This window comes from Mesorhizobium sp. ESP-6-4 (genome assembly GCF_020164735.1).
Taxonomy (GTDB): Bacteria; Pseudomonadota; Alphaproteobacteria; order Rhizobiales; family Rhizobiaceae; genus Mesorhizobium.
This window is the reverse complement of record NZ_JAIUGS010000002.1, coordinates 86,063-99,881: the sequence shown is the minus strand read 5'-3', so window position 1 is coordinate 99,881 and position 13,819 is coordinate 86,063. Positions and strand designations below refer to the sequence as shown.

Genomic DNA, 13,819 nt, shown 5'->3' with positions numbered 1-13,819 from the left:
TCAAGACCGGCCCATTTGGCCGAACGATTTTTCCGTTGGTGGGAGCCCGAGTCAGGAAACAAGAACAATCGATCAGAACATGAAAGACTTCTAATGTTTTTGATTGACGCCTGCAAGAAAGCAAACCGGCTTAACCTCCAAGCTTTTCAAGTGTTTCCGGCAGGAATACTCTTCCGGTAGTGATTCGCGACGCAGGAAACGCGGTTTCGACGGATCCTATAAGGAGAGGGCAATGAAGACTTATCTGGCAGAAGTTCTCGGCACGTTTTTGTTGGTGTTCATCGGCACCGCCTCCGTGGTCACGGGCGGCTTCGGCGGCGCGCTGCCGCTCGGACAGGAAGGCATCGGCCTGGCGTTCGGCATCGGCCTGATCGCCGCGGCCTATGCGATCGGCCCGATCTCGGGCGCGCATCTCAATCCGGCGGTGACGCTCGGCGTGTTCCTGGCGGGGCGGATGCCGGCCAAGGACGTCGTCCCCTACTGGATCGCGCAGATCATCGGCGCCATCATCGCCTCGCTGGCGCTGTGGATCATCGTTTCCGGCCAGGTCGGCGGCCACACCGGCGGCTTCGGCGCGAATGGCTGGGACGAAACGAAATGGGGCATGAGCTCAGCCTTCCTGTGGGAGCTGATCGGCACCTTCACCTTCGTCACCGTGATCCTCGGCGTCACCAACGCCAAGCACACCACCGCCTTTGCCGGCCTGGCCATCGGACTGACGCTGGCGGGCATCCACTTCGCCATGATCCCGGTGACCGGCACCTCGGTCAATCCGGCCCGTTCGATCGGCCCGGCGCTGTTTTCGGGGGGTGCTGCGCTCAGCCAGCTCTGGCTGTTCATCGTCGCGCCGCTGGTCGGCGGCGCGATTGCCGGCGTCGTCGCCAAGGCCGGCGTCTTCGAAAAAGACTGACCGCAGTTCGATAAAGTAAAAGGCGCGGGCATGACCCGCGCCTTTTTGCTTGGGAGGTACGACCTTATCTCGCGATGTCGAAGCGGTCGGCGTTCATCACCTTCGTCCACGCCTTGACGAAATCCTTGACGAACTTGGCCTTGGCGTCGGCCGAGGCGTAGACTTCGGAGAGCGCGCGCAGCTGCGCGTGCGAGCCGAAGATCAGGTCGGCGCGGGTGCCGGTCCACTTGACCTCCTTGGTCTTGCGGTCGCGCGCTTCGTAAACCTCGTCCGAGCCCGGCTCTGACCCGGCCGCCGGATCCCAAACGGTCGCCATCGAAAGCAGGTTGACGAAGAAGTCGTTGGTGAGCTGGCCAGGCCCGTCGGTGAAGACGCCATGCTTGGAACCGCCGGCATTGGCACCGAGCACGCGCAGGCCGCCGACCAGTACCGTCATTTCCGGCGCGGTCAGCGTCAGCAACTGGGCGCGGTCGACCAGCATCGCTTCGACCGACATCGGCAACCTGCCGCGGGCATAGTTGCGGAAGCCGTCTACCTTCGGCTCCAGCGCGGCGAAGGAGGCGACGTCCGTCTGCTCCTGCGAAGCGTCCATGCGGCCCGGCGTGAAGGGTACCTTGACTTCCGTGCCGCCGTCCTTCGCCGCCTTCTCGACCGCGGCGACGCCGCCAAGCACGATGAGGTCGGCGAGCGAGACCTTCTTGCCGCCGGCCTGCGCGGTGTTGAACTCCTTCTGGATGGCTTCCAGCTTGGCCAGCACCTTGGCGAGCTGAGCCGGCTCGTTGACCTCCCAGTCCTTCTGGGGCGCCAGACGGATGCGGCCGCCATTGGCGCCGCCGCGCTTGTCCGAGCCGCGGAAGGTCGAGGCCGAGGCCCAGGCGGTCGAGACCAGCTCGGAGACCGACAGGCCGGAGGCCAGGATCTTGGCCTTGAGCGCAGCGATGTCGGCCTCGCTCACCAGCTCGTGGTCGATGGCCGGGATCGGATCCTGCCAGATCAGCTCTTCCTTCGGCACGAGCGGGCCGAGATAGCGCACCACCGGGCCCATGTCGCGGTGGGTAAGCTTGAACCAGGCGCGGGCGAAGGCGTCGGCAAACTGGTCCGGGTTCTGGTGGAAGCGGCGCGAGATCTTCTCATAGGCCGGATCGAAACGCAGCGCGAGGTCGGTGGTGAGCATGGCCGGCGCGTGACGCTTGGAGGGATTGTGCGCGTCCGGAACGGTGCCGGCGCCAGCGCCGCCTTTCGGCGTCCACTGATGGGCGCCGGCCGGGCTCTTCGTCAGCTCCCATTCATAGTTGAAGAGATTGTCGAAGAAATTGTTGCTCCACTTGGTCGGAGTCGTCGTCCAGGTGACCTCGAGGCCCGAGGTGATGGCGTCGCCGGCAATGCCGGAGGCATATTTGCTCGACCAGCCGAGGCCCTGCGCTTCGATGCCGGCGCCCTCCGGCTCGGCGCCCACCAGCGAGGCGTCGCCGGCGCCGTGCGTCTTGCCGAAGCTGTGGCCGCCGGCGATCAGCGCCACGGTTTCCTCGTCGTTCATCGCCATGCGGCCGAAGGTCTCGCGGATGTCGCGCGCGGCCGCGACCGGATCCGGCTTGCCGTTCGGGCCTTCCGGGTTGACGTAGATGAGGCCCATCTGCACGGCGCCGAGATGGCCGCGAAGCTCACGGTCGCCCGAATAGCGCTCGTCGCCAAGCCACTTGGTTTCGGAGCCCCAGTCCACGTCCTGCTCCGGCTCCCACACATCGGCGCGGCCGCCGGCAAAGCCGAAGGTCTTGAAGCCCATCGATTCCAGCGCGACGTTGCCGGTGAGGATCAGAAGGTCGGCCCAGGAGATCTTGCGGCCGTATTTCTGCTTGACCGGCCACAGCAGCCGGCGCGCCTTGTCGAGATTGGCGTTGTCCGGCCAGCTGTTCAGCGGCGCGAAACGCTGCTGACCGGCGCCGGCGCCGCCGCGGCCGTCGCCGACGCGATATGTGCCGGCGCTGTGCCAAGCCATGCGGATGAAGAGCGGGCCGTAATGGCCGAAGTCCGCTGGCCACCAGTCCTGCGAATCCGTCATGACCTTGTGCAGGTCTGCGATCACCGCATCAAGGTCGAGGCTTGCGAACTCCTTGGCGTAGTCGAAATCTTCGTCCATCGGGTCCGAGAGGTTCGACTGCTGGTGGAGAACGGCAAGGTCGAGCTGGTTCGGCCACCAGTCGCGGTTGGTCCGTGCGGATCCATGCGCCACCGGGCATTTGCCAGCGCTGTTGTCGTCGGTTTTCGCGTCCATCTTAGTCTCCCGATTCTGCCGAGGTTTTGCCGTGGTTGAATTTTGCCGAGGTTGATTTTTCCCGAAATTTCGGGGGCAGCCGCTGGCCGCGCCAACCTGGAACGATTCCAGACTAGGCCGGCCTGCCGATAAAGACAAATTGCCTTTCCTGTTTCGTTTGATAGGATTTTCTTATGATTGGCCTCACTGTCCGGCAAATGCAGTATTTCGACGCGCTGGCGCAGACGCTGCATTTCGGCCGCGCGGCGAAGCTTGCCGGCGTCAGCCAGCCGGCCCTTTCCGCGCAGATCGCCGAGATGGAAGAGCGGCTGAACTGTCTGTTGTTCGAACGCGGCGGCAAGACGGTGCGCATGACCGACGAGGCGCTTGCCCTGCAGCCGCGTATCGAGCGCATTCTGGCGGATATACGTGACGTCGAGACGACTGCCCGGCGCGGCCGCCCGACCATGGAAGGACGCTTCCGGCTGGGCATGATCCCGACGGTCGCGCCCTATCTCCTGCCGCATGTGCTCCCGGAGCTGAAAAAGCACTACCCTGCCCTGCAGCTCGAACTGCGCGAAGCGGTGACCGCCTCCCTGGTCGAGCATGCGACGTCCGGCCGGCTCGACGCCTTCATCGCGGCGTTGCCGCTCGAGCAGCCGGCGATCGTCACCGAAGCGCTTTTTCCAGACCGCTTCTTCCTTGCCGTTCCCGCCGGCGATCCGGCCTTCGCCTCACCGCCGGTGCCGCCCGAGAGCCCGGCGCTGGAGCGTCTGATGCTCCTGGAGGAAGGCCACTGCCTGCGCGAGCAGGCGCTGGCCGTCTGCGGCAATGTGCGGCCGGTGGCGATGGCAAGCTATGGCGCGACCAGCCTGACGACGCTCCTGCAGATGGTGGCGCATGGGCTGGGCGTCACGCTGGTGCCGGAAATGGCGGCAAGTGCGGCCGGCGTCATGCCGGATCTGAGAATCGTGCCGTTCCAGGAGCCGATGCCGCAGCGCATGATCTGCATGGCCTGGCGGAAGAACAAGGTGCGCCAGGACGAATGCGTGGAGCTGGCGCGGATCATACGCGGGCTGGATCGGGCGGTGCTGGCGGCGTGAGCGAACTCCATTAAGTGCACTGCTGATAGTCGAAAACTACTGTTCGTTCCGCGGTCCATTAAGGGCCGGTACAAGTAGCGGTCACACCTTGGCGGCTTACACACCGCTAGCGTCATAGCTCGCCGATTGGCTCACGATTTGGTGTCACAAAGAAAATGTAGTCACAACCAGAGTCTGTCCACAGAATGAGACAATTTCAACATATTAAGGCAGTAGGATAAACAATTCAGATCGTGGCAGAACTTTGCACATTTGCACCTGAGGGGAAAACACTCCGTTAGTAAACCCGCCAGTTGTTTATTTTGGCGCCCCCATGTTAACTTCGACTCGGGCGAAGCGAAATCACGCATCGGTCTGTGTGGGAGGGGGCATATGTGGATTAATCCTGAGGTTGTAGCCGCGATCGCTGGGACATCCGGGGGGCTCGGGGTTCTCGCCCTCATAGCATATTTCTTCGTCGCAAATCGCGCGAGCGAAGTCCGGGCCGCCGAACGGTCGCTTCGACCAATCGTCGAAGGATATCCAGTTTTTACCGAACGGCAGGTGCTTGAGATACTCAGAAGCTTCAAAGATGAAGCTCGGCGATTGGAGGCTCTGCGTGCTATCTTGGCTTACAAAAACAAGGACACCGCGCTAGCTGGCGCCATGTACGACAAAATCAAGGCTAATGTTGACCTCCAGAAGGTTGTTGACACCAGCGCGATTGAGAGAGCTAGCCAAACTCGTTGGGCAGCCATTGTCCTACTGCTCATCGCCGTACTCTCTATTTTATACTATTTAATATCGGACCGTCCAGCTCCCGTCCCGCCCTCTGGCGCGAACCTAATTTCAGTGCAAAGTGCTGAATATGCAGCGAACTACGGAGCAAAATCCGTATCAATACTGATTTTGGTTCAGCGGGAATGCGGCAACACATCGTCATGTAAATTTGCTTGCAATAACGATCACGTGGGCAGCGATCCGGCCAAAGGCACGCCGAAACACTGCGTTGTGAATTTCACATGCAGCCACAATCCTAACGATCCTCGACACGTGAGGTTTGAAGAGAGCGAAACCGCTTTCACGCTATCCTGTCCTGGATGACAGACAGAAATATGCGAACAGGCTAGTCCCGCCGCTGGTTCCAAGTCTCCACCAGAAACGTCGCCATCGTACCCGCAAGGTTGACGGCCAGGGCAGCATGTCTAGCGGTCGCGCGCGCCGGTCGAGGCCCTTTTCCGTGGGCATCGCTAAGCTTGTTGCGGATGGCACCCAGGCCCTCGACCACAGTCTGACACCCACCGAGAATCCGTTTGAAAATGTCCTCGGTGTGCTGATCCGGAGCGAGGTTCAGGCATTCGGCAGCGGACCGGTAAAGCTTCGGCAATTCGTCTTTTTCGCTGTAGGCCTTTCCTGAACCCTCGAGAATGTGCTTGCACACCGCCTCGAGCAGCGTCCGCGCTAGCGTGATGGCGCCTTCGGCGTCGGTTTCCCTTCGGCTCAATGCCCGCTGCCACACTGTATGCACTTCGGACTCGTCGAATGAAGCGAGGGACGTCGATATCATGCTGTCGGCCGGCTGGCTTTGGGTTGCCCGCCTTACGGCGCGTTCAAGGTCTTCCGTTGGATATTCATCAAGAACTCTCTGTGCGACCCGAAGAACTTCCTCGCGGGCAAGCTTCACGAGTCGCCGACTGACATAACGCTGCTTGCTGGAAAACGCTTCGTCTCGCGTGCCAGGCGCCAATCCCACAGCTTCGCCAACATCGGCTAGCAGATTCGCGCTCACAGGGTAGAGCGCTTCTACAATTGCTGTCCGCAAGGCAGCTACTACAGACATTTCCATGGCGACATTTTCATGCGGAATTGCAGGCAACCGCAAGTCCAAACCCAGGGACCTTGTGGATACCTGGTCTTCCGGCTAACCAAGGTCCCTCGCGCCCCTTCTGCACCACCCCAGCCCCTTGACTATCGCTTGGCTCATCACGAACTTCCGCGGCTTGGCGATCACTGGCGCCAGAGGTAATCGCAGCTCGACCGAGATGATCGCGGTTGGTTTTCTGATCTCGCAGCCGTCCACATCCCTGCACTTCGTTGTCAGCCCGTGACAAGTTCACGGCACAAAGATCAGAAACACGTAGGTGAAAAACACCACGACATGGACCATGCCGGTCAGGAACGTCGTTCGTTCGGTGCTGAAGCTCACGCTGCATATGAAAAGCGCCAGCACCAGAAGCACGGCATCGGACGCCGGAAGCCCCAAGGTCAGGCCCCTGCCCGTCAGCAGGCTGGCCGCCGCGACCGCCGGTATCGTCAAACCGATCGTGGCGCAGGCCGAGCCCATCGCGACGTTCAGGCTGCGCTGCAGCTCATTCTTGAAGGAGGCGCGGATCGCCGAGATCGCCTCCGGCATCAAAACCAGTGCCGCAATCATTGCCCCTACGATGCTGTCGGCCTGGGTCACCTTATACGCGGCGAGCGCATCCTCCACGCTCGCGGCGACCTGCTCGGCGAGCAGGACAATGCCGACGAGCCCGCTCAGCAGCAGGAGCGCGCTGACGGAGATGCTTCCGTGGGTTGCAGTTCGCGTCGGAGCGTCGTGCGCCTGCCCCTGGACGAAGTCCTCCCGGTGTCGGACGGTTTGGGCGAACACGAAGCTCGCATAGAGCAGCACCGAAAGGACGCTGACAAAACCAAGCTGAGCCGCCGAAAACGTGCCGGGATCCGTGGCTTGGGTGTAGGTCGGAAGAATAAGCGTCATCACGGTCAGCGCAATCAGAACCGACAGGTATGCGCTGGTTCCTTGCCGCAGGATCGCCTGCTTGCGGTAGCGCCAGCCGCCAAGCGTGAGACAGATGCCGACGACGCCGGTGGAGGTGATCATCACCGTCGAGAAAACGGACTCGCGCGCCAGCGTCGGGTTGTTTTCTCCATGCAGCATCATGGAGACGATGATCGACACTTCGATTGCCGTCACAGCAAATGTCAGCACCAAAGTTCCATAGGGCTCGCCGACGCGCAAGGCGACTGCCTCGGCGTGGTCGAGCACGACGAAAATGGTGGTGAACATGATGGCGCTCGACAGCACCCCAATGAGGATCCTGGTATTCAGCGACCCTTCGTCGACCGAAAGGCCGCTGGCCCTGACCGCGAAAGCCATTGCCAGCGCCGCCAACGGCATCGTGTAGGACGTCACCGATCGCGCATAACCAGTCATCAAAGCCCCCGAATGCCAGGCGTTTACGCGAACTTAGCGGAAAAGCGCGTGGGGAGCATCTCTCGCGGGCATCCTTGCAGCATTCAAAATATGATTGGAGACCGGGCGCCGTTCAAGGCGTCGAATGTCTCGATGGCGTTGCGAACCGCCCCACAGAATTTTTCCAGAAGTTCCGGCTCGTTGCCCAGTCGGCGGCGCAGCGAGAAGGGCACTTCCAGCTGCGCCCCCTTCCCCGTCAGCCCTCGGTTGACGATGTTGGAATCCTGGATACCGGGAAAGGGATGATTGTCTCTTTTTGTCTGGAAACCGGCCTCCTGCAGACGCCCGGCTATCTCTGAAACCAGAGCGGCGTCCTTGCCGCCCAGGTAGACTGTCGAAAAATCGTCGCGATCCTGACGGCCGTGGATAGCGACGACGGTGGACTTCGTCCGCAACAGTTCGAGCGCGGTTGCCTCGTCAAAGTTCCTGGACGTTATGTGCAGCTCCCGGTTGCTTTCGGGCATGAGCCCTTCAAAGGAATACATATCGAGATCGGCCCCCGCTATCGTCTCGGCGATCAGGGAGGTGCGAGGCTCGATTTTGCCGCCATGCGGGGCCATGACGATGGCACTTCCGGTTCGCGCGCCGCGCCGGACGACGATGCGATAATCTATGTTCTCGATTTTGGCGGCCCTCAGCGCCGCGAAATTTGGAAACTCGTTGTCCATAGATGCCGTTTCACGCCGTCCTCTGCGCCACCAGCCCGAGCTCCTCCACCATCGCCTCGCGCATCAGGAACTTCTGCGGCTTGCCGGTCACCGTCATCGGCAGCTCGGCGCGGAAGCGAATGTAGCGCGGCACCTTGTAATGCGCGATCTGACCGGCGCAGAAGGCCTTGATCTCCTCGGCGGTGGCGATCTGATCGGGCTTCAGCACGATCCAGGCGCAGAGCTCCTCGCCATATTTGTCGTCCGGGATGCCGAAGACCTGCACTTCCTTTATTTTCGGATGGCGGTAGAGGAATTCCTCGACCTCACGAGGGTAGACGTTCTCGCCGCCGCGGATGACCATGTCCTTCACCCGGCCGACGATGTTGCAATAGCCCTCGGCGTCGATCGTGGCGAGGTCGCCGGTGTGCATCCAGCCGTCGACGTCGATCGCCTCGCGGGTCTTTTCGGCGTCGTCCCAATAGCCCTTCATCACCGAATAGCCGCGCGTGCAGAGCTCACCCGGCTCGCCGACCGCGACGGTGCCACCGTCGGCGCCGATCGCCTTGACCTCGACATGCGGGTGGATGCGGCCGACGGTTGAGACGCGCTTTTCCAGCGGGTCGTCGACGCTGCTCTGGAAGGAGACGGGACTGGTCTCCGTCATGCCATAGGCGATGGTCACCTGGCTCATATGCATCAGCGACACCACCTTCTTCATCACCTCGATCGGGCAAGGTGAGCCGGCCATGATGCCGGTGCGCAGGCTGGAGAGATCGAAGCTGGCAAAATCTGCGTGATCGAGCATGGCGACGAACATTGTCGGCACGCCATAGAGCCCGGTGCAACGCTCCTGCGCGACCGCTTTCAGCGTCGCGCCGGCTTCAAAACCTTCGCCCGGGAAGACCATGGTCGCGCCTTTCGACACGCAGCCCATCGTGCCCATCGACATGCCGAAGCAGTGATAGAGCGGCACCGGAATGCAGAGCCGGTCTTCGGTGGTGAGTTTTATTGCCGAGGTGACGAAATTGCCGTTGTTGACGATGTTGGAATGCGTCAGCGTCGCGCCTTTCGGCGCGCCGGTCGTGCCTGAGGTAAACTGGATGTTGATGGCCTCGCCGGGCTTCAGCCCTTCGGAGATGCGGTCGAGGCTGTCATGCTCGTCGCGACCGGCCATTGCGAGCACGTCGCCGAAATTCAACATGCCGGGCGAGTTGTCGTCGCCCATCCGGATGACTATTTCCAGCGCCGGCAGTTTCTTAGCCTTGAGCTTGCCGGGCTCCGCCTTGGCGATCTCCGGCGCCAATGTCTCGATCATGCCGAGATAGTCGGAGGTCTTGAACTGCGCGGCGGTGACCAACGCCTTGCAGCTGACTTTGTTCAGTGCGTATTCGAGCTCGGTCAGCCGGTAGGCCGGGTTGATGTTGACCAGAATCAGGCCGATGCGGGCGGTGGCGAACTGCGTCACCAGCCATTCCCAGCGGTTCGGCGACCAGATGCCGACGCGGTCGCCTTTTTCGAGGCCGAGCGCCAGGAAACCGGCGGCCAAGGCGTCGACCGCATCCGACAGCTCGCTCCAGGTGAAACGCTTGTCCTGGCCGACGAAAACGGCGGCGTCGAGCGTCGCGTATCTGCTCACCGTATCGGAAAACAATTCCGGAATGGTCTTGTCGAGCAGAGGCACCGAGCGGTCGCCCGACACATGCGCCTTGCCGCCAACCGGAGCAATGAAGCTGTTGCGCGTTTTGCGCAGATTGGTGGCGTTCATGAGCTCGTCGAGTTTGATCGCCATCGCCGTTCTCCTCCCGGGATAGGCCAGCCTATCAGCCGATGGAGATGGTGGAAATCCGTCAAAGGTCCCCTCCCGTTGAGGGTGCTTCGCGAAGCGCGGGGTCGTCTCACGTCGAGCGCTGCCGCAACGACCCCTCCCGTTCATCCGCCTTCGGAGGCTGGCCACCACATCCCCGGTCTCTACAGGGGCCTCAAGCGTGAGGCAGGACGCTCATCTTCGCGGCGATGTCGCGCAACACCGCTTCGTCGGCCGCAACGCGCTGCTTCTTCGAAGCAACGAGACAAGCCTGCGACTTCAGGATCACACCGTCGCCCAGCACTTTGAGGTGGTTGGCGCGCAGGGTCGAGCCGGTGGTGGTGATGTCGACGATGACGTCGGCCAGCCCCGCCGCCGGCGCGCCTTCGGTGGCGCCCAGGCTTTCGACGATGCGGTAGACCTGAATACCGTGCTTGAGCGAAAAGAACTGCTGCGTCAGCCGCCAGTATTTGGTGGCGATGCGCAAGCGCCGGCCATGGCGCTGGCGAAAATCGGCGGCGACGTCATCGAGGTCGGCCATGCTGTCGACGTCGAGCCAGATGTCGGGCACCGCGACCATGACATCGGCATGGCCGAAGCCGAGGCGGGCGACGATCTCGGCGCACGCTTCCCAGTCGGCGAGGTTCTCGCGCAAAAGGTCCTCGCCGGTGATGCCGAGATCGACCGCGCCCTGGCCTATCTCGCCGGCGATCTCGGACGCGGACAGGAAGGCCACCTCGACATTGTCGAGACCGTCGATGCGGGCGCGGTACTTGCGGTCGTCTTCAGGCAAGGCGACAGCCAGGCCGGCCTTGGCCAGCACTTCGAGCGACTGCTCCTTGAGACGGCCCTTCGAGGGGATCGCCAGCGTGATCATTTGGCGTTCTCCCGCAAGGCTTCGATGCGATCGAGCCAAACCGAGAAGCCGACCCCTGGAATCGGCTTTTTTGCTCCCAGCAGCGTCAGCAACCGGTCGTAGCGACCGCCGCCGACCAGCGGGCGATCGCCATCCTGGACCGCGATCTCGAAGACCAGGCCGGTGTAGTAATCCAGCGGGCGGCCGAAGGCGGCGTCATAGCGGATTTGCGCCATCGGCAGGCCATGCGCCTCGATCGCCTTGGCGCGGGCGGCGAAATTCTCCAGCGCCGGTCCCAGCGACAGGCCGGCATCGGCGGCGAATTTTTCCAGCGCCGCAGTCGCGTCGCTGAGCGCGACGTCGATCTCGAGAAAGCCCTTCAACGCCGAGAAGGCCTCGTCGGACAGCCGCACGCTGCGCAGTTGCGCTTTCTCGATCAGCCGGCGCGCAATGTCGGCCGGCGCGCGGCCGGATGACGCCGACAGCCCGGCTTCCTCCATGCCGTCGGCAATATGCGCGGCGAGGCCTTCCACATCGCCGTCGAGCACCAGCAGGGCGACCGGACCGGAGAGCTGGCTGTTGCGCGGCGGATTGGCGAGATCGGCAAGGGCGGCCTCCAGCATCGGCGCCGAGCCGAAGGCGCGGGCAAGGCGCATGCGCCAGCCGCGCGGCAGGCCGAGCGCGGCCAGCACCGCCTCAAACAAGGTCTGGTCGCCGAGCGTGACGGCGAGCTTCCGGCCGGGCAGCACTAGCGACAGCAGCGCATGCGCGTCGGCCAGCGAGCGGGCATCGGCGGCGGCCGTGTCGCGGTCGCCGAGATCCTCGATGCCGGCCTGGAAGAACTCGTTGCCGCCGTCGCGGCGCTGGCGGAACACTTCGCCGAGATAAGAATAGCGGCGCGGCGTGCCGGCCTGGCTGGAGATGTGATCGAGGCAGACCGGAATGGTGAATTCGGGCCGCAGGCACAGCGTCTTGCCGGTCTCGCTCTCGGTGAGAAAGATCCGGCGGCGCAGGTCTTCGCCCGCCATGTCGAGGAACGGGTCGGCCGGTTGCAGCACGGCGACCTCGACCGCGTGGGTGTCGCGGGCGGCGAAGAGTTCGACGATGTCGCCGGCGATGGCGGGACGGGAGGTCATGCGGCGCCCCTTCCCCTTCTCCCCTTGTGGGAGAAGGTGGATCGGCGCGCAGCGCCGAGACGGATGAGGGGTGTTGGAAGGAATGAGACGCCGGCGTTCCCTGGAACACCCCTCATCCGACCGAGCTTCGCTCGGCCACCTTCTCCCACAAGGGGAGAAGGGAAGGTCGGCGCCCTATCGGCCACGTGCGCGCTCCTCAGCCTGCGCCGCCAGAATCTTCTTCACCTCGCCAACCAGCTCGCTCTCCGCCACCGTCACCTGCGCCGGCCTTGCCGCGCGCCATTCGGCATTGTCGGCGATCTCGGCCGACAGGCGCGCGCCTTCGATCAGGTCCTTGATCTGCACCTCGCCTTTGGCGCGCTCGTCGCCACCCTGGATGATGGCGACCGGGCTGTCGCGGCGGTCGGCATATTTCAGCTGCGCCTTCATGCCGGCGCCGCCGAGATACATTTCGGAGCGGATGCCGGCGGCGCGGAGCTCGGCGACCATCTTCTGGTAGCGGCCGAGGCTTTCGGTGTCCTTGTCCATGACCAGCACCACGACCGGCGCGATGACATCGGCGGCGTCGAGCTTGCCGAGGTTCTTCAGCGCCGTCATTAGCCGCGAAACGCCGATGGAGAAGCCGGTCGCCGGCACCGGCTCGCCGCGGAAGCGCGAGACCAGCCCGTCATAGCGCCCGCCCCCGCCGACCGAGCCGAAGCGCACGATTTGGCCTTCGTCATTGGGGATCTCGGCCAGCAACTCGGCCTCGAAGACCGGGCCGGTGTAGTATTCGAGCCCGCGCACGACGGAGGGGTCGATCAATATCTTAGTTTCGTCGTAACCAGCGGCTGCACAGAGCATTTGTATCTGATCAAGCTCTTCGCAACCTTGCATCACCAGAGGAGTCTGCTCGAAGCCGCGACGCAGATTGTCGACAGTAAGGCCGTTAGCAACCCCGCTGCTGCCCGATCCCTGAGCCTTCCAACCAGTGATGTTTAACAACTGCGATATCTGACTGTCGGAAAGACCTGCGCCTTTGGTGAAATCTCCCTCGCCTTCCTTGCCGCCGTCCCAGCGGCCCTTTCCAAGCAAAAGTTGAATGTCTTCGAGTGCGAACTTGTCCAGCTTATCGATCGCCCGCAGCACCGTCAGCCGGCGGCCGGCATTTTCCTCGCCGCCAAGGCCAATTGCTTCCAGCACGCCGTCCAACACCTTGCGGTTGTTGACGCGAATGACGTAGTCGCCGCGCTTGATGCCGAGCGCTTCCATCACGTCAGCCATCATCATCGCCATCTCGGCATCGGCGGCGACACCCGGCGTACCGATGGTGTCGGCGTCGAACTGCATGAACTGGCGGAAGCGGCCGGGACCAGGCTTCTCGTTGCGGAACACCCAGCCGGAGCGGTAGCTGCGATAGGGTTTTGGCAACCTGTCGTAATTCTCGGCGACGAAACGCGCCGTCGGCGCGGTCAGGTCGTAACGCAGCGACAGCCACTGGTCGTCATCATCCTGGAAGGAGAACACGCCTTCGTTCGGCCGGTCCTGATCGGGCAGGAATTTGCCGAGAGCATCGGTGTATTCGATCAGCGGCTGGTCGGCCGGCTCGAAACCGTAGAGCTCGTAGACCGAGCGGATGGTCGCCATCATCTTCTCGACGGCACGAATATCCTCGGCGCTGCGGTCGGCAAAACCGCGCGGCAGCCGCGCTTTCGTCTTTTCGGATTTGTCGGCCATGGGATGAGTACTCGGTGTTTCGTGGCACGCCTTAGATAGGAAATTTCCTATTTCCAAGGCGCGCGTGTCCTAACCGATGCTGCTAGGTGCGGCAAGGGTGGGCTCTTTCCTTCTCCCTTGTGGGAAGGAAAGAGCTGAAACAAACCACGCGAAAAACG

At 62.8% G+C, this 13,819-nt stretch carries 11 protein-coding genes; 3 read left to right on the top strand and 8 right to left on the bottom strand.

Translation table 11 applies throughout. The annotated features are described in order from the left end of the window. The first annotated feature begins 232 nt into the window (after positions 1–232). Entirely contained in the window at positions 233–910 is a 678-nt protein-coding gene (locus LB523_RS04175; RefSeq protein WP_095769152.1) for an MIP family channel protein, read from the top strand. Between the two features lie 64 nt (positions 911–974). Here the strand turns inward: LB523_RS04175 and katG are convergent, their stop codons facing one another. After that, entirely contained in the window at positions 975–3,182 is a 2,208-nt protein-coding gene (gene katG, locus LB523_RS04170; protein ID WP_224601064.1) for a catalase/peroxidase HPI, read from the bottom strand. Positions 3,183–3,355: 173 nt separating this feature from the next. Here katG and LB523_RS04165 point away from each other — a divergent pair, with 173 nt between their 5' ends. Both LB523_RS04165 and LB523_RS04160 read left to right on the top strand, forming a co-directional pair. After that, positions 3,356–4,264, top strand: coding sequence for a hydrogen peroxide-inducible genes activator (locus LB523_RS04165; protein WP_224601063.1), 909 nt, complete (start codon positions 3,356–3,358; stop codon positions 4,262–4,264). A 372-nt stretch (positions 4,265–4,636) separates the two neighbouring features. Next, the gene (locus LB523_RS04160; protein ID WP_224601062.1) at positions 4,637–5,347 is read left to right on the top strand and encodes an SUEL-type lectin domain-containing protein; all 711 of its coding nucleotides are present in this window, start codon (positions 4,637–4,639) and stop codon (positions 5,345–5,347) included. 22 nt (positions 5,348–5,369) lie between these two features. Here the strand turns inward: LB523_RS04160 and LB523_RS04155 are convergent, their stop codons facing one another. The 7 genes from LB523_RS04155 to hisS all read right to left on the bottom strand — a co-directional run bounded on the left by LB523_RS04155 (position 5,370) and on the right by hisS (position 13,661). After that, the gene (locus tag LB523_RS04155; protein ID WP_224601061.1) at positions 5,370–6,119 is read right to left on the bottom strand and encodes an abortive infection family protein; all 750 of its coding nucleotides are present in this window, start codon (positions 6,117–6,119) and stop codon (positions 5,370–5,372) included. Between the two features lie 237 nt (positions 6,120–6,356). After that, positions 6,357–7,460, bottom strand: a complete 1,104-nt coding sequence (locus tag LB523_RS04150) for a calcium:proton antiporter (protein WP_224601060.1) — start codon at positions 7,458–7,460, stop codon at positions 6,357–6,359. 83 nt (positions 7,461–7,543) lie between these two features. Further along, the gene (locus LB523_RS04145; protein ID WP_224601059.1) at positions 7,544–8,167 is read right to left on the bottom strand and encodes a poly-gamma-glutamate hydrolase family protein; all 624 of its coding nucleotides are present in this window, start codon (positions 8,165–8,167) and stop codon (positions 7,544–7,546) included. 10 nt (positions 8,168–8,177) lie between these two features. Beyond that, positions 8,178–9,938 carry an AMP-binding protein gene (locus LB523_RS04140; protein WP_224601058.1) on the bottom strand — a complete coding sequence of 587 codons (1,761 nt, stop codon included), beginning with the start codon at positions 9,936–9,938 and terminating at the stop codon, positions 8,178–8,180. A gap of 190 nt (positions 9,939–10,128) precedes the next feature. After that, complete coding sequence (gene hisG, locus LB523_RS04135; RefSeq protein WP_224601057.1) at positions 10,129–10,830, bottom strand: ATP phosphoribosyltransferase; 702 nt, start codon at positions 10,828–10,830, stop codon at positions 10,129–10,131. Further along, the gene (locus LB523_RS04130; RefSeq protein WP_224601056.1) at positions 10,827–11,945 is read right to left on the bottom strand and encodes an ATP phosphoribosyltransferase regulatory subunit; all 1,119 of its coding nucleotides are present in this window, start codon (positions 11,943–11,945) and stop codon (positions 10,827–10,829) included. Before LB523_RS04130 ends, hisG begins: the two co-directional genes overlap by 4 nt. A 174-nt stretch (positions 11,946–12,119) precedes the next feature. Further along, positions 12,120–13,661, bottom strand: coding sequence for a histidine--tRNA ligase (gene hisS, locus LB523_RS04125; RefSeq protein ID WP_224601055.1), 1,542 nt, complete (start codon positions 13,659–13,661; stop codon positions 12,120–12,122). Between the last annotated feature and the right edge of the window lie 158 nt (positions 13,662–13,819).